Source organism: Aeromonas sp. 2MA4 (assembly GCF_029237305.1).
Taxonomy (GTDB): Bacteria; Pseudomonadota; Gammaproteobacteria; order Enterobacterales; family Aeromonadaceae; genus Aeromonas; species Aeromonas salmonicida.
In genome coordinates, this window is record NZ_JAACFY010000001.1 from 192,934 (window position 1) to 208,672 (window position 15,739).

The 15,739-nt window shown below is 53.0% G+C and carries 15 protein-coding genes; 9 read left to right on the forward strand and 6 right to left on the reverse strand.

The annotated features are described in order from the left end of the window. Positions 1-801 precede the first annotated feature (801 nt). The 6 genes from GWQ31_RS00925 to GWQ31_RS00950 all read left to right on the forward strand — a co-directional run bounded on the left by GWQ31_RS00925 (position 802) and on the right by GWQ31_RS00950 (position 4,082). Positions 802-1,281 (forward strand): DMP19 family protein, encoded by a 480-nt coding sequence (locus GWQ31_RS00925; RefSeq protein WP_275908435.1) that lies wholly within the window; start codon positions 802-804, stop codon positions 1,279-1,281. A 73-nt stretch (positions 1,282-1,354) separates the two neighbouring features. Beyond that, positions 1,355-1,768, forward strand: a complete 414-nt coding sequence (locus tag GWQ31_RS00930) for a hypothetical protein (protein WP_275908436.1) — start codon at positions 1,355-1,357, stop codon at positions 1,766-1,768. A gap of 64 nt (positions 1,769-1,832) precedes the next feature. Beyond that, entirely contained in the window at positions 1,833-2,114 is a 282-nt protein-coding gene (locus tag GWQ31_RS00935; RefSeq protein ID WP_275908437.1) for a CPCC family cysteine-rich protein, read from the forward strand. Between the two features lie 190 nt (positions 2,115-2,304). Then, positions 2,305-2,691, forward strand: a complete 387-nt coding sequence (locus GWQ31_RS00940) for a hypothetical protein (RefSeq protein ID WP_275908438.1) — start codon at positions 2,305-2,307, stop codon at positions 2,689-2,691. A gap of 364 nt (positions 2,692-3,055) precedes the next feature. After that, positions 3,056-3,403, forward strand: a complete 348-nt coding sequence (locus GWQ31_RS00945) for a hypothetical protein (RefSeq protein ID WP_275908439.1) — start codon at positions 3,056-3,058, stop codon at positions 3,401-3,403. Between the two features lie 313 nt (positions 3,404-3,716). After that, positions 3,717-4,082, forward strand: coding sequence for a hypothetical protein (locus GWQ31_RS00950; protein WP_275908440.1), 366 nt, complete (start codon positions 3,717-3,719; stop codon positions 4,080-4,082). A gap of 629 nt (positions 4,083-4,711) precedes the next feature. Here GWQ31_RS00950 and GWQ31_RS00955 read toward each other — a convergent pair. Next, a complete protein-coding gene (locus GWQ31_RS00955; RefSeq protein ID WP_275908441.1) occupies positions 4,712-5,254 on the reverse strand; it encodes a metal-dependent hydrolase in 543 nt (180 codons plus the stop codon). Between the two features lie 607 nt (positions 5,255-5,861). Between GWQ31_RS00955 and GWQ31_RS00960 the strand changes: the two genes are divergently transcribed. Further along, the gene (locus GWQ31_RS00960; RefSeq protein WP_275908442.1) at positions 5,862-7,961 is read left to right on the forward strand and encodes a hypothetical protein; all 2,100 of its coding nucleotides are present in this window, start codon (positions 5,862-5,864) and stop codon (positions 7,959-7,961) included. A gap of 184 nt (positions 7,962-8,145) precedes the next feature. Here the strand turns inward: GWQ31_RS00960 and GWQ31_RS00965 are convergent, their stop codons facing one another. The 5 genes from GWQ31_RS00965 to GWQ31_RS00985 are packed head-to-tail and all read right to left on the reverse strand — an operon-like array spanning position 8,146 to position 10,953. Next, complete coding sequence (locus GWQ31_RS00965) at positions 8,146-8,637, reverse strand: Dps family protein (protein WP_058394249.1); 492 nt, start codon at positions 8,635-8,637, stop codon at positions 8,146-8,148. After that, a complete protein-coding gene (locus GWQ31_RS00970; protein ID WP_265421162.1) occupies positions 8,627-9,064 on the reverse strand; it encodes a PaaI family thioesterase in 438 nt (145 codons plus the stop codon). Before GWQ31_RS00970 ends, GWQ31_RS00965 begins: the two co-directional genes overlap by 11 nt. Beyond that, positions 9,064-9,405, reverse strand: coding sequence for a carboxymuconolactone decarboxylase family protein (locus tag GWQ31_RS00975; RefSeq protein ID WP_265421161.1), 342 nt, complete (start codon positions 9,403-9,405; stop codon positions 9,064-9,066). The genes GWQ31_RS00970 and GWQ31_RS00975 overlap by 1 nt, the downstream gene beginning before the upstream one ends. Positions 9,406-9,411: 6 nt before the next feature. After that, on the reverse strand, positions 9,412-10,404 hold the full coding sequence (locus tag GWQ31_RS00980; protein WP_265421160.1) for an SLAC1 anion channel family protein: 993 nt from the start codon (positions 10,402-10,404) through the stop codon (positions 9,412-9,414). A 30-nt stretch (positions 10,405-10,434) separates the two neighbouring features. Beyond that, a complete protein-coding gene (locus GWQ31_RS00985) occupies positions 10,435-10,953 on the reverse strand; it encodes a NifB/NifX family molybdenum-iron cluster-binding protein (protein ID WP_265421159.1) in 519 nt (172 codons plus the stop codon). 782 nt (positions 10,954-11,735) lie between these two features. Here GWQ31_RS00985 and GWQ31_RS00990 point away from each other — a divergent pair. After that, positions 11,736-13,643 carry a fructose-specific PTS transporter subunit EIIC gene (locus GWQ31_RS00990; protein ID WP_275908443.1) on the forward strand — a complete coding sequence of 636 codons (1,908 nt, stop codon included), beginning with the start codon at positions 11,736-11,738 and terminating at the stop codon, positions 13,641-13,643. A gap of 479 nt (positions 13,644-14,122) precedes the next feature. Beyond that, a complete protein-coding gene (gene uhpT / locus GWQ31_RS00995; RefSeq protein WP_169045718.1) occupies positions 14,123-15,529 on the forward strand; it encodes a hexose-6-phosphate:phosphate antiporter in 1,407 nt (468 codons plus the stop codon). Positions 15,530-15,739 lie beyond the last annotated feature (210 nt).

The window sequence follows — 15,739 nt, forward strand, 5'->3', positions numbered from 1 at the left end:
ATAAGCACAGCGCATTGCACCGCAGCAAATTCCCTTTCCACGGCGACGGTTCCGGCCCAGAACCGGCAGGGAACCCCTTGATGTGGCTTCGCCCCATGGAACACGAGGGCTCTGCCCTCGACGGAGTTTCGCCCGCCCTTCGGGCCTGGGCGAGTGACTTTTCTTTGTGTGCCCAAAGAAAAGTCACCAAAAGAAAGGCCACCCCCGCCAAGCCGCCCGCCTTCGGCGGTTTCCCTCATCTCGCTCTCTGGGTCGGACGGTACGTCGCAGATGGCACATCCCTGTACCAACTGCGGCTGCGCCGTCATCCCTGACGGCGCCCCTGACCCATTGAGCTCGACTCGGCGGCTTGGAGGGGGATCAAGACAGTGCCAGCCCTCAGCTCCCGTCTAACCGCAAACAAGCTCCCTCTGGAAGGGGTTGGGGTGAGGGTATTTCCGCACTCTCTGCGAATCCGGCAGCTCACTTGAGCAACAGTTTTCCCTAATTGATTGAACCAGCTCAGATTTCTATCAACATCTTCTTTCAATGTCTCAATCAGACCCCTTAAAATAGCCAAACGACAATCCAGCTCTCGGGAGAGCGCAGTGGTAGCGATTGTTGCTATCTCACAGGTGAAAAGCAGCGGACTGGGGGGCTGAAACTCAGGGGCGGTAGCCATGCCGACACTTGCCATCACCGACGAAGAAGCCAAGCGAATACGTTCAGTGTCAGAGGCAAAGTGGAGTTATATGGAAGGCACTGCTATCGGATTAGTGCAGCCTTCTATCTAATCACTGTTATGCATAAGTGAGGAAATGAATGCACTTCTCAGACTTTTCAGATAATGAAGAACCAGCATTTGATGTCTTCAATGCCTGCCATGAAATAGTTTTTGCGGGCAGTGATGGAAATACTGAATATCTAGAACGAATCAGCCCAGAAGCAAGGTTAGTTTATTTGCTGTGGTGTTTTGATGGTGAAGTCCATAACGGCGGCTTTGACCAGCTCTTTTTTAATTCACTTGGCGATCATTGTTTGGAGATTTTAGCGGGGCTCAAAAAAGTCAATGCCATCAAGTCTTATGGACTACTTGAAAAGGCAATGCGCTGGTTTCCAGAGTCTAAACCCTCGTTAGACCGAGAGACGAGATGGAAGCAACTTGCACGTTATAAAGATGATGAAAACTATGAAGCAGATTTAGAAAATTTAGATACCGAATTCTACAAATATGAAGACAATCTTGCTGAGCTCTTACATAAGATCGTTAGGGAAAATAAGGCAGCGTCTTTAAATGTATAACAAGCGCATGTTTCGGACAAATTTCCGCTTCGCTTCTATTTTCCGCAAATGCGGACATTATGTTTGAGGTGCTATGAAATCTCTAACTATTGACGAAGTTCTTGATAAAGGGATTAGCGATGAAACCAAACTTTCGGAACAAGAGTGGCCCATTTTCGCGGTGGCGTACTTAGAATCAATAGCTGATATGGAAGGCTGGGATCACTTTTTTACACACAGTATGGAATGGTATCCTTTAGTCTTAAGGGCTCTAAAGCTTGCAGGTGATTTCAACTCGCTGAAAATTATTGATAATTATCGAAAGCACTTTGAAAGCTTTGGCGTCGACTTCGAAGCGACTGAAATAGACAAGTTTTTGTGTTTTGCATCGGATAAATATTTTAGTGAATGTGCTGACTGGCGCGAAGAGTTTTCGCAAGCAGCTGAACAACGCTGGAAATTAATTAACCAATACTACCTCAACGTTGGGGTGGTATTAAAAACATAACAAGCAAAGGCAGCCGACGCGTACCGCGCAGCTGCTTTGAGCGTTATACATTATGGAGAGACTGTTGAAATATACCTGCCCTTGCTGTGGCTATAAGACTTTGGATGAGCCTGCTATAGGTACGTTCGATATTTGTGAGCTTTGTGGCTGGGAAGATGACTTGGTACAAAACTCAGAGCCTGATTATGAAGGTGGAGCTAATGTTAGCTGCTTACGTGAAGCGCAACATGCTTTTATAAATAAAGCTATAGATTCCCAAGAATTTATTAAAGATTCTGCTTGGGAGATATTAGAACCACTATCAAAACAATCACACTCAAAATCTGCAAAAAAATCCTACCGTTAATAGTAACGGGGAAGTAAAAAATGCATAAACAGAAACTAACGATTCATCTGTTCATAAAGAGTGGTTTTATGCGTTTTTAATACGGCTAAATAATACATTGACCCAGAGCACAAGAGGCATAACAAATGGTTCAAATCGCTCGCTGGGGCGGGCTAAAGCCCGCCCCTTAACCAAACGTTATAGGGCAAACATGGATAACCTCGACAAGATCCGAAAACTCATAACGCTGTGGCATGCCCAAAGAAAATGGGCCGAGGAGCTTCTTGTCCGTGCATTTTATTTGAAATCCGCTGAGGAAATACTAAAACCAGAAAACCGAGGAAATAACCCAATCCCCGGGACGAACTGGATGTATCGAACTCATGGAGTTGGCGTAGACATATATCGAACCGCAGATGCAGGCGGAATTGATTTCGATTTCAATAAAATAGATCCAGATGAATGGCACCTACGAGTATTCTTTGAAAAACAATACAACGAAGGAAACCTGCCTTTCGCAGAGTATCGAGAGCTTTATGAAGATGAAGGTTTGCTCCAGTGCTTCATAAAAATGGCGCTTGAGGGGCAAGTCCTATAACAAATGGTTCAAATCGCTTGGGACGGGCTAAAGCCCGCCCCTTAACCAAACGTTATGCCGTATGAATAGAGGACAAGCGAAGTGAACGTGAGCCAGCCAGCGGAGATGCCTTTCACTAGGGAGGCCGCGATTCAAATGCTGAAGTGGGGAGCGATGCCCGAGTCGTCTCCTTACTCTCATAAGGCAATCGCGGAGTGGTGTGATCGGTTGAGGTCGATGCGGAGCCTGAAATTGAGAAGCTACTTCCGAGCCTCACCGAGGTCGAAACACAGTGGGACTTGTATTTGGCCAATACCTATTCAATTTACGAATTAAGATCCGGTAATTTTGAGCAAGTGCGGATTTCGACGGAATGGTTCCATGAATGGCTGAGCCAAGCGGCATAACCCTTCATCGAAGTGGAGCTGCGTTAGCTGGCCCACTGAATTCAAACGTTAAGTGTAATTATGGACGAACGAGCATTTACGAAGTTAATTTAATTTCTGAAAAAGTTCCAGCGATTAATGGTGCCATCGGAAAGGGGGTTGATGAGGATGGTCGCTGGTGGGTGAAGTTTGAAATCGACATTCATCACCAGTTTGCTTGGCATACAGTCCAAGAATTTGGGCATGTTTTAAATTACATGTCTGTCAACGAACGATTGCCAACATCTTTTCATCCTGTATCTCCACCTCCTTATATGAATGGTGGCCCAGATGAATATTTATCCTAGGTAACAGAGTGTCATAATCCAGATTTTAGGCTCGGCACTTGTGCAGAGTGGTTAATTGGTCGATTGCCAAACACAGTTGAGAATTTAGAGCAATGGGCTTCAGAATAAAACACTTAACAAGGCCAAGCAGCATCGCCCCCTTGGGGCTGGACCTCGCTATGCTCGGCCGCTGTTGACGGCGTTAAGCGCCTATGAGAATCGTCAGCATCATTGCTCTATTACTGATGATTTGCTGCAACCTAAATGCAGAGGACAAATCAATGGTTCAAGAAGAAGCCAAAAAACTTGGGACGAGTACCATGAAAGAATAAAAATGCGCCGCCTTGCAGAAGCGAAAATTATAAATTCTGAACTTGGCAGCAATGGCATCACTGCAGAAACCGTTCTAATACTAGACTTCAATTTATTCACTCAAGATAAAGAAGGTGCCAAAGGTATAAAAGAGCAGCTTAGTGAAAACTATGAAATGTCGATGTATCAGGATGGCGAATACTCGAAAATTTCAGGCACCTCTCGACCATATGCTGTGAATTTATCCACTGAGCAACATTTAGGCTGGGTAGAGTTCATGCACGATGTGGCTCTTTCTTATGGCTGCATTTTTAGCTCATGGACTGTTACCGAACATAAAACAAAGACGTCATGGTCAAATGAAAATATTGAAACGGAGTTTAATTAGGGTAGCACTAAACAAGCGCATGTTGCCGGACTGGTGTTCCGCTGCGATCTAAACCAGCAGCAAATGCGGACGTTATTTATTATCTAGGAAATATGAAAGCTCATTTATTGAAATGATAGCGCTTATTTGAGGTCAGTTGCTGAAGCATTACTGACACTTCGTCCTTATTTTTATTTGGGCTCTTTGTCAGAACACAAACCTGGGACACCCACCTTTCTGAAGCAGACATGGCATAGCCAACATTCAAAATGATGGGTGTCCCAGCTCTGCTGCATCTCAGCCCCAAAAGTTAGCGTTAGGATATTTGAGAAGTTGTGTGATAAATATCAACCGAAAAACAAAATGATTGGCCATTCTCTGCACCTTCCTGTTTCTGATCAGACTCGGATTTCGCGCCTTTGGCTATGACCTGTTTTATCACAATCCAAATAACCCCTCTGGCATATCGGATTTGATTGAAGTGGCATTGGCCATCATTTATCTGGCGAGTCTGGGTCTCTGCATACTGCATGCCCTGTGGATAATGCTCCGGCACTGGGAACAAGGTGCCTTGGAGGCATCAGCCCTGCTAGCTCTCTGTGCCGCCCAGTGGCACAGCTATGACTATCTTCATCACCTTGCCGCCAGTCTCAGCATCCCCTAGGACCCCTGCTCCACGCCCGCCATCCCATCAACACCAGCATCAATACAACCCCCGGCAGCCATACCCAGTAGAGCTCGGAGAGGATCACCGCTTCACCTCGGGCGGTGAGGTAGGCCTCCAGCTTGAAGGGGGCAACCCGGATCACCTGCCAGGGGGCGAAGAAGCGCTCGTCACGCCACGGCCAGAGCCAGCCCACCCCCTTGCCGCCGGTGGTAAGTGAATCGAGCAGGCTGTGGGAAAGCAGAGAGACCAGCAGAAACGACCAGACAGTGGCAGCGCTCGCCTTAAGCTGGCGGTGAAACAGCATGGCCAGAGTGGGCAGGGCAAAGGCGAACAGCAGGGAGTGGGTAAAGCCACGGTGGCCGAAAACATGGCCGTAGGCGACCCCCAGCTTGAAGGCGAGCACATCGGCATCGGGCAGCATGGCGATGGCAACCCCAGCCAGCAGCAGGCGCGGCGGGATAATCCGGCAGCCAAGCCCGAGCCCAAGGCAGAGGGGCACGGCGGCGTGAGTGACGATGGTGGGCATAACGAAAAGCTCCAACTGAAAACTGGCGCCTACCCTACCCCCGCTCGGTGAAGTGAACATGAAGTGCCGCACGACTCTGCAAGCCAGACCAATCCATTCCTCACCCCCTTCCTTTTCTAAAAAAGTGAGCCCCTCTACACCTTTCTCTAGCAGCCAGCACCAAGAGCATCAAAAGTACAACTTCGTACACGTTTGGTTGTTCGGTACGATCTGGCCAATGTGGGACTTTACAGCGAGTTAAAACAGTATTCAGATGCCGCCATCGTCATGGTGAGACGGCCAACCCCGCCGCGCTGGATTATCTGGGGCGCTGCCGGCGCGAGCTTAAGCGCCCTTGCCACCATTGCCAGGCACAGGCTGCACCGTGGCCCAATCAGCAGTTGTAACCAGCCAATGGAGGCAGGTCACTCTCCCAGCCAGCCCAACCCTTGCTGCACGCTTGGCAAACGAACTGACGGATTTGCGGCCAGTTGCTGTGCCCATGATCACACAGTGACAACTCTCACGACCCTCGCACCGCCCCCTCGCTTTTTATCATCTAGAGTTACCAGGCAGTGCAAAAGCTGCTGATTTATATACATTCGCCGCCAAAGAGGGATCTTGTTTCATGACAGAGCATACTGATCTGCTGCCCACCAGCACGGATGATGAGCAAAGCGCCGGCAACCGCTATCTCTACTACACAGAGGGGGACTTGGCCCGCATTCTCGACAATCTTGAGCAGCTTCGCAGTGCTGTATTCCCCACCGCCCCGGGGGATAACGAAACCGGCACCACAGTGCCGCACAATTTTCCGTCCGTCTGCCTGGTGGGGCTGGGGCGCTGCGGCTCCAACATCGCCCAGGATGTGGCCTCGCTGGTTTACAACGCCCGCAGCTTTTACATGAACGAGTTCAACAGCGAGGAGCAGCGCAAGCGGGAGAAGGAGTTTGGCCCCTTGAGCTGGATCCGCCGCAACCTGCGACTGCCCAGCAATGGCGCCCGCCCTGTCTTTCTGATCGAACCCATGGTGATGCTGGGGGACCTGGACAAGGACATAGATGGCCGCATCCGCCACTCCAATCGCAGCGGCGAAGGTGGCTCCTTGCGCGACTACGCCAAGATGCGGGTGATGGACTTGTCGGAGATCCATGCCGGGGGCGCGGGGAACGCCCCCATTCTGGGTCAGTATCTGGCCAAGATCATTCTCAACAAGAGCCCCCACTACTTCGCCAACTCCGAGTGGCAGGCGATCCATACCTATCTGGTGGACTCCTGCGGCATCAAGGCCAACCAGTCCCGCCTCTATTTCTACATCTTCAGTGCCGGGGGCGGCACCGGCTCCGGCATGGCCTCCGAATTCGGGCTGGCCCAGCAGTACTCCTACATGAGCAAGACCTTCTCGCCCCCGTCAGAAGAGGAGGAGCACCTCTCCCTCGGGGAGCACTTCATGTTCGATCCCATCTTCACCAGCGGCATCTGCATACTGCCCAATATCTGTGATCGGGGCATCGAGATTTCAGAAGCACTGCACATCAACGCCGGGCGCCTGCTGTGCAAATACCTGGCCGAGGAGTGGGACTTCTCCTATCACTTCGACAACGAGCAGGCGTGCGATGCCAGCATGCTCAAGCGGATCAGGCCCTGGAATGCCATGATGCTGATCTCCAACGACATCATGCGCTACGCCGAAGAGAGCGACGATGGCGAGATCCAGCACATTGACGTCAACACCATGGAGAAGTACGCCAACCAGTACATCTCCCAGCAGATCTTCAACATTCTCACCGCCCAGGCCGTCACCACCGACTACGACGAGAACTACTTTCGCCGGGCGGGCATCGACATCAGCGAGACCATTCGTCTCGATGCCAACGACCTCTTTATGAGTCTGGCGGGGCCGGTGGCGGTGGCTTATGCCGAGTCCATCTCGCCCCCCGGCGGCATGTTTGACAAGGAGGGTGGGCTCAATGTGGACGACCTCTTTATCCGCTCCATCGAGCTGCCCCACTTCAACAAGATGACCCAGGCCATAGAGGGTATCAGCCTGCTGCCCATCGAGGCGGGCAACTATCGGGAGTATCTGGACGACTATGTGAAAAGCGGCCATGACCCGGCCCACCTCAACGAGCTGCACTTCTTCAAGAACTGCTCCTCTGTGGTGTCGATCATCTCACTGCCCAAGGAGTACAAGCTCTCCTATATGGATCTCAACCGGCTCAAGTCACACCTCAACGGGCTCTTTCCCAATACCACTCTCAAGCGTTATGCCCTGGTCATAGGTGCGTCGGCCAACATCTCCCTCACCACCCTGATCGTCAAGAGCCCCTGTCTGAGCGATGACTTCCTGACCCTGATAGTGGCCTTTATCAAGCGCTGCTTTGCCAAGGATCACTATCGCTTCGACGATCACCTCGACAAGGTGGTGATCGAGATGATCTGCAACGAGGAGTGGAACGAAGAGCTGCTCGACAGCATGCTCAACGAGTTCGAGAACCCGGCCAAGATCCTCGATACCAACTGGTACGCAATCAAGCCCATGTACGAGAAGAAGTACCGGGAGCTCATCCGCGAAAAAGAGAAGTTCGTCTCCATCAACGACATTCGCCTCAGTCGCGAATCGGTGAAAAAGGCCCTGCTTTATCTGCGGGAGATCTATCGCCACAGAGTCAGCAAGACCCGCATCCTCTCCCTCAATCCCAGACTCGGGGAGACAGGGCCAGGGTAGCCCCATGGCAGTTCCGCGAGGCTCACCGCCTGACCTGTGGCGGTAAGCTAACCGCCAGCTTGAGAGGGATGGACCAAGAAACAGCTGACAGGAAAATTACCGCCCCCAAAAACGAAGGAGCCCAATGGGCTCCTTTTTATTGATCTCGTGGCAGCTGACCACACAAGGCCAAGGCGCACAGGTATCAGGAGAGCATGCTTCTCAGCATCCAGGCCGTCTTCTCATGCACATCAAGGCGCTGGGTGAGCACATCGGCGGTGGGCTGATCGTTGGCCTCATCCACCAGATTGAACAACTTTCTGGCGGTTCTGGCCGTGGCCTCTTGTGCCAGCACCAGATGCTTGATCATTTCATTGGCACAAGGCACCCCTTCCACTTCTTTGATGGAGGAGAGCCGTACAAATTCCTTGTAGGTACCCGGTGCCGGAAATCCCAGGGCGCGGATCCGCTCTGCGATAATATCCAGTGCGTTCCACTGCTCCGTGTACTGGTCCATAAACATATTGTGCAGACTATTGAACTGGGGGCCGGTCACGTTCCAGTGGAAATTATGCGTCATCAGATACAGGGTATAACTGTCTGCAAGCAGTGCTGACAGACCATCTGCAATTTTTTGGCGATCGGCGGTTGAGATGCCTATATCCATTTCTGGTAAAACCATGATGTCATTCTTCATTAATAAAACTCCTGTCATTCACTTTTTTCTCAATGAATTTTGCTGACGCTTTTGCAACAACAACCCCATCGACCGACGCTACGGCATTCAACCGGTGAATACCGTGACGTTGGTCTACTATTTGTGCCGAAAGATATATTTTGCTTCCGATATTAATCGGTACAACAAAACGAATGGTCAATTCGGCAGTCAAGCCCTTGATGCCTTGCTGCAACAGGCAGTGCGTCATGACAGCATCAAGCAGTGTGCTGGTCATGCCACCATGGAGTATGCCGGTATAACCCTGGTATCTTTCATCAGTCAAGAAGACACCCTCTGTCGAGTGCTCTCCCGTTTGGTGAAAGCCGATGCCCAGAGCGCTCTGGTTGTCGATGCCACATACCATGCAGTTGGCATGTGATCTCATGACCTGCTGATAACGGTCCATTACGACAACAGCTCTTCAATGGCGGCATGGGCCTGGGTGCCATAGATGATGGATGGCCCGCCCCCCATGAGTACGGCCACGTCTATGGTTGCGACCAGTTCCTCTCTGGAGGCCCCGGCCTGCAAGGCGCCAGCAACATGGGCTGCAATGCAGCCGTCGCATCTTGATACAATGCCGATCCCCAGGGCGATCATCTCTCTGTATTTCAGCGCCAACACCTTATCGTCTTTCATCACCGATTTGTGCAGGGCAATAAACGCATTCATGGTATCCGGGCTGCTCTTTCTATAGGCAGACCCAAGCTGATGCTGCTCCTTGTTGATCTCTTTGTAATGTTTCATGGATAGCTATTTCTCCGGGATGAATAATTCACCTTTGTAGAACGAGAGCACCGTCATGCTGATTAACCACACTATCAATCCGATCAGGGCACAGACCACTATTTTGGCCAGAAAGTACGGAATGACGCTACCTGTGCTATCGGCAAACTTGGCCGACGCAGCTGAAAATGCGGCCAGCGGGAACGAATAAGCCCATGAAGAGAGATAAAATTTCAGCTTCAGAAAGGTGAGTGTGTTGTACATCAACAAAATAAATACAAACAGTGCAAAATAATAGATGATGTGTGCAAACAAGTCTGTCGAGCCTATGATATCAGTGTAAGCAATAAATCCTATCGAGGGGGGTGCCAGCAATATAAACATGGTGGGCATCAGCTTGTCAGGCAGATTTTCATGAAAGAACAACCGGTATAATACTATGGTCAACAAACAGAACCAGAATATCAAGCCGATACTGAAAAAGAACAGACTGGTTTCATGAAAACCCAGCCCTACTCCTGCAAGTGGCACGACAATATTCCCCACGACAGGAATAAACCACGCAGGGTTGGTATGGGCAATATTAAAATGCTCTCTATGGATCCAGCTGCTCATGATGAACAAGGTAAACATCAGCTGTAGTATGGCGCCGGCAGACCAGAGATATAGCGAGATATCATGCCACCCAGACCAATATGCTGACTGCAATAACAGGCTGATCGAGATGGTCGGAAAGAAATTAATCCTGACCATATGCCTCGATTCATGCAGAAACTCATCCCTGTATTTGAGCATTTTGAAGACATACATTGCCACAAACACAGTCAGCAAGACTGAAGACATGACGCCCAAAAAGAAACCCGCAGAGTGCATCATCACCGAATCAGGAAAGGCTTTTCTACACGCAATGGCGGCCCCCGTCAGCCCCATGATGATCGAAAAGAGCGTCACCGGCATATAGGCAATCCTGCTGATAGAGGGTAATGTCGCCCCCTCCATGTTCAGGCTTTCATTAGACATATACCCTCCAACTTTACTTATTTATCGCGTTTATTCTTCACAGCATCTTTTATGTGCATGGGGTTGAGCAGCGCCCTGACACTGGTGTCGTTGGGCTGAACCGACTTTGCCACACCCTTTTTTTCCTGAGTGGCCATGTTCATGCTCGCCACAGCTATTGGCGCCCTCTCTCTGATGGCGCTGGCCATGGGAACAGGCAGATTCCTGACCCTGATCTGCAGAGACAAGCTGGATCAGGCTGGTGGAATCATTTTTCAGCATCTCTGATATGGCAAGGCGTCCCTGCACTGCCTGATAGACGGACAAGCCGTTATCCAGCAGCTTCTTGAGCATCTTCTTGCCAATATTTTTCAATACCACACGGTTTGCGCCATGGGTCTGGAATAGATCAGCCAACATGCCCTTGCACTCATTGGGTGCTATCGGATTGGAAATCTCCTTTAGTGTGGTGCCTTGCTCATCAATGAAAACGAAGCGTTCTGCCTTGGCAAAATGCCCTGCGATATGGTCATCCTTCATGGGAATGGCGGTGATGATGATGGTGGTCATAAAATCTCCTGCTATTACGGTTAATTGTCAGACCATGCCATTTATCACCACTTGTGAGTCCGATTCCCCATCCGGTAACAACACCGGAGGATCCAGATTGACATGACCCTGCTTTCTACCCCTTGCTACCACCCATCGAAAGTGTCGAATGAACGCTTGCTGGCTGTTTTACTCGCAGCACATCCGCTGATGCGGTGCTTTAATTGGTGGCCAAGTAAGTAGCATATGCCATGTATACGCCTTGTTTGTGGCATATGCAATAAACTATTGCCGTTGATTTACGCCTGGCTAGCTCCCTCAGGGGGCAACACTCAGCCGCAAAAGGCACAGCCCAGCGGCATCCAGACCAGGTGCCAAACCCATTTCTCCAGTGTTTTCCTTCTCTTGATCCCCTCTCATTTCTTCCCCAGGCACTGCCATTTGTGTGCGTTGGCTCACACCCTGTAGCTCGTTTTCACCTCACAAATTTATAGTTTGGCGGCGGCTCTCGTCCAAGAGAAGGCCCGTACCATGGCTGATGTGCGTTGGCGCGCAAAATCATAACTATTTGATTTTTAACAATATAAAACCATATTTCGATTCCATTCAGATCTGTTTTTTCAGCGGGTCTGCTGTGAGATCGGGATCACACTCGGGACGATACCGCACAAAAATCCAGTCATCCGCACATTTGTCCGATAGGGTGGCTTGCTCACCGGCGCGATAATAGTGAGGTCAATTTTGTCTGCATGCCGTGTTGCACGACATGCCAACAGGCTCCCTCACGGGAGCGGGAGAGCGCCATGATCACCACACTGATCAACGAACATCTGATCAATCTTGATTTGAACGCGACGAGCAAGGAGGAGGTCTTCAGCGAGATGGCTCGCTTGCTGGTCGCGCAGGGCAAGGTCAGCGATGAGCAGCAGTTCATCAAGGACTTGTGGGCCCGGGAAGAGCTGGACAACACTGGCTTCGAGGAGGGCGTTGCCCTGCCCCACGCCAAGAGTGCGGCTGTGAGCACACCGGCGGTGGCCATCGGCATCAGCCGCAGCGGCATCGACTACGGCGCCGAGGATGGCAAGCCGTCCCGGCTGTTCTTCATGATTGCCTCCCCGGCCGGTGGCGCCAACCACCATATCGAGGTGCTGGCAGAGCTCTCCGCCAAGCTGATTGAAGAGGGTTTCATTGCCAAGTTGCTGGCTGCCAAGAGCCCGGCTGCCGCGCTGGCGCTGCTGCTGGAGCGCAAGGAGGAGCAAACCGCTGCCCCGACCACCAGCAAGGGCTTCATCATAGGTGTCACCGGTTGTCCGGCCGGCATCGCCCACACCTATCTGGCGGCAGAGTCGCTGGAGCGTGCCGCCAAGGAGCTGGGTTATGAGGTGAAGGTGGAGACCAACGGCTCCATCGGTGTCAAGAACAGCCCGACCACGGCCGAGATTGCCCGTGCCAGCGCCATCGTCGTGGCCTGTGACAAGCAGGTGGACATGGCACGCTTTGCCGGCAAACCGCTCATCAAGACTGGGGTAAAAGCCCCCATCAAGGATGGCAAGGGTCTGATCGAGCAAGCGCTGAAGGCGCCAGCCTATGTGGCTGGCAAAGAGGACAAGAAGGGAGAGGATAAGAGCACGGGCGGCAGTTCAGATCTCTATCGCTACCTGATGAACGGCGTCTCCCACATGATCCCGTTTGTGGTGACCGGTGGTCTGCTGATCGCGCTGGCACTGGCCATCGGCGGCAACCCGACCCCGAGCGGCATGCAGATCCCGGAAGGGAGCATGTGGAACCAGATCCTCAACGTGGGCGTGGCCGCCTTCACCCTGATGATCCCCATACTGGCGGGCTATATCGCCTACGCCATCGGTGACCGTCCGGCACTGGCCCCGGGCTTTATCGGCGGCTGGATCGCCAACAACGGCAGCTTCTACGGCGCCGACGCCGGTACCGGCTTTATCGGTGCCATCATAGCGGGCCTGCTGGTCGGCTATCTGGTGCGCTGGATTGCCACCCGTCACTACCACAAGATGGTGCAACCGCTGGTGCCTATCCTGATCGCCCCCATCGTCGGGTCGCTGTTTATCGCCGCCGTCTTCATCTTCATCATTGGCGCCCCCATTGCCGACATGATGACAGGCCTGAACGCCATGCTGCTCTCCATGAGCGGTGGCAGTCTGGTGCTGCTGGGCATAGTGCTCGGTGGTATGGCGGGCTTTGATATGGGCGGCCCGGTCAACAAGGTGGCCTTCCTGTTCTCGGTGGGCATGATAGCTTCCGGTCAGACCCAGTTTATGGGGGCCATGGCTTGCGCCATACCAGCGGCGCCGCTCGGCATGTCGCTGGCGACCGTGCTCGGTCGCAAGCTGGGTATCTTCGATGCCTCCGAGATCGAGGCGGGCAAAGCCGCCGGTGCCATGGGCCTGGTGGGTATCTCGGAAGGGGCGATCCCGTTCGCCGCCCGTGACCCGCTCGCCGTCATCCCCGCCAACGTGCTGGGCAGCATGACAGCTGCGGTGATGGCCTTCCTGTTTGGCATCACCAACAGCGTGGCCCACGGTGGCCCCATCGTTGCCCTGCTGGGTTCGGTCAACAAGCCGCTGCTGGCCCTGCTCTGCATGATCTGTGGCGCCATCGTCACCGGCGTGGTGGCGGTTGCCCTGAAAAAACTGCGGGTGAAGAAAACCGACGAGGTGGAACTCGCCAAGGCGGCCTGATCTCCTTCTTGCCCTGATACGACAAGAGGCCACCTGCGGGTGGCCTCTTTTATGGCATCAGATATCCGCCAATACTGCTGACGATAGCCTGCTCACCCCATAGCAAACATCACGCCCGCCAGCCCTGTCTGGCTGCCAGGCAGACACCCTCTTCTCGTAGCATGGCCCCGCCGTGGGCCGTCACTGTGTGATCCTCTTCACGCTTCATGGCCGGATCCCGTCAAACTAGGAAATTTTCCTAATGCCACTAGGGATGGCTCTCACGCCATTTGCGCCGCGCCTCATTAAAGTCACGCTACCTGATGTAGTGACCCGATCCCCGCAGTGGCGCAGGTTCGGGCATGGGTTCAATCGACAGGGGAGCGAGGTGCACAGTCCAACCTCTTTCTGTTGTCCTTTCCGTGGCGTGACCTCTGACACCAACCAAAAAATGAGGGGCGCGGCGGAAATACCGTCTATCTCGCAGAGGATGAACGAAGATGTTGAAATTTCTCCAACAGGTCCGGGTGCCGACCCTGGAACTGCCGGTCGAAGCCCGGCGCAAGCTCTGGTTCAAGCCGTTTATGCAATCTTATCTGGTTGTATTTATTGGCTATCTGACCATGTACCTGATCCGCAAGAACTTCAACATTGCGCAGAACGACATGATCCAGGAGTACGGTCTTTCCATGACCGAGCTTGGCATGATTGGCCTTGGCTTCTCCATCACCTACGGGGTGGGCAAGACGGTCGTCTCCTACTATGCCGATGGCAAGAACACCAAGCAGTTCCTGCCGCTGATGCTGATCCTCTCCGCCCTGTGCATGCTCGGCTTCAGTGCCAGCATGGGCGGAACGGGTTTCAGCCTCTACTTCATGATCTTCTTCTATGCCCTGAGCGGCTTCTTCCAGAGCTGTGGTGGCTCCTGCAGCTACTCCACCATCACCAAATGGACACCTCGCAACAAGCGCGGCACCTACCTCGGTATGTGGAACCTCTCCCACAACGTGGGCGGTGCCGGTGCGGCCGGTGTGGCGCTGTTCGGTGCCAACTACCTGTTCGATGGCAATGTGCTCGGCATGTTCATCTTCCCGTCCATGATCGCGCTGGTGGTCGGCTTTATCGGCCTGCGTTTTGGCAGCGATTCACCGGAAGCCTATGGTCTGGGCAAGGTGGAAGAGCTGTTTGACGAAGTGGCCAGTGAAGAAGACATCGCCACCGAAGAGCAGAAGCTGACCAAGGGTCAGATCTTCGTGAAGTACGTGCTGATGAACAAGGTGATCTGGCTGCTCTGCTTTGCCAACATCTTCCTCTACGTGGTACGCATCGGTATCGACCAGTGGTCCACCGTGTACGCTCACCAGGAGCTGGGCTTCTCCAAGGAGATCGCCATCCAGGGCTTTACCTTCTTCGAAGTGGGCGCCCTGGTCGGCACCCTGATGTGGGGCTACCTCTCGGATCTGGCGAACGGTCGTCGCGGTCTGGTGGCCTGTGTGGCACTGGCGCTGATTATCGCCACTCTGGGTCTCTACCAGCATGCCACCACCCAGTTCATGTTCCTGGGCTCCCTGTTCCTGCTGGGCTTCCTGGTGTTTGGCCCGCAACTGCTGATCGGCGTCGCCGCCGTGGGCTTCGTACCCAAGCAGGGCATCAGCGTGGCCGATGGCGTCAAGGGCACCTTCGCCTACCTCATAGGTGACAGCTTCGCCAAACTGGGTCTGGGCATGATCGCTGATGGCACCCCCATCTTCGGTCTGACCGGCTGGGCCGGTACCTTCGCGGCGCTGGACATCGCAGCCGCCGCCTGTCTGGTGTTGATGGCCTGCGTGGCTGTGGCAGAGGAGCGCAAGATCCGCCGTATCAAGCGTGAACTGAAAGCCGCCACCCTGGCTACCCAATCCGTCTGAACCCGCGTTAACTGAATACAACCGGCCCCGCCTTCTGGCAGGGCCGGTTTTTTATTGCCACGCCCGCCGTCAGCAGATGAATCCAGATTCTCGCCATCCCTGTGCAAGCCAGCACCAGTGCGCCGCCAAGATCCCATTTTTGCCCCACGCCTTTGGCAAAAGCCGCTCCTTGGCGCTATCTTGTTGCCCCACCGCCATTTGCTTCGAGAA

What these genes read in the sequence shown, in the direction of transcription:
- GWQ31_RS00925 (WP_275908435.1), top strand. Translation starts at nt 802, where the DNA reads ATGCACTTCTCAGACTTTTCAGATAATGAAGAACCAGCATTTGATGTC.
- GWQ31_RS00930 (WP_275908436.1), top strand. Translation starts at nt 1,355, where the DNA reads ATGAAATCTCTAACTATTGACGAAGTTCTTGATAAAGGGATTAGCGAT.
- GWQ31_RS00940 (WP_275908438.1), top strand. Translation starts at nt 2,305, where the DNA reads ATGGATAACCTCGACAAGATCCGAAAACTCATAACGCTGTGGCATGCC.
- GWQ31_RS00945 (WP_275908439.1), top strand. Translation starts at nt 3,056, where the DNA reads ATGGCTGAGCCAAGCGGCATAACCCTTCATCGAAGTGGAGCTGCGTTA.
- GWQ31_RS00950 (WP_275908440.1), top strand. Translation starts at nt 3,717, where the DNA reads ATGCGCCGCCTTGCAGAAGCGAAAATTATAAATTCTGAACTTGGCAGC.
- GWQ31_RS00955 (WP_275908441.1), bottom strand. Translation starts at nt 5,254, where the DNA reads ATGCCCACCATCGTCACTCACGCCGCCGTGCCCCTCTGCCTTGGGCTC.
- GWQ31_RS00960 (WP_275908442.1), top strand. Translation starts at nt 5,862, where the DNA reads ATGACAGAGCATACTGATCTGCTGCCCACCAGCACGGATGATGAGCAA.
- GWQ31_RS00965 (WP_058394249.1), bottom strand. Translation starts at nt 8,637, where the DNA reads ATGAAGAATGACATCATGGTTTTACCAGAAATGGATATAGGCATCTCA.
- GWQ31_RS00970 (WP_265421162.1), bottom strand. Translation starts at nt 9,064, where the DNA reads ATGGACCGTTATCAGCAGGTCATGAGATCACATGCCAACTGCATGGTA.
- GWQ31_RS00975 (WP_265421161.1), bottom strand. Translation starts at nt 9,405, where the DNA reads ATGAAACATTACAAAGAGATCAACAAGGAGCAGCATCAGCTTGGGTCT.
- GWQ31_RS00980 (WP_265421160.1), bottom strand. Translation starts at nt 10,404, where the DNA reads ATGTCTAATGAAAGCCTGAACATGGAGGGGGCGACATTACCCTCTATC.
- GWQ31_RS00985 (WP_265421159.1), bottom strand. Translation starts at nt 10,953, where the DNA reads ATGACCACCATCATCATCACCGCCATTCCCATGAAGGATGACCATATC.
- GWQ31_RS00990 (WP_275908443.1), top strand. Translation starts at nt 11,736, where the DNA reads ATGATCACCACACTGATCAACGAACATCTGATCAATCTTGATTTGAAC.
- uhpT (WP_169045718.1), top strand. Translation starts at nt 14,123, where the DNA reads ATGTTGAAATTTCTCCAACAGGTCCGGGTGCCGACCCTGGAACTGCCG.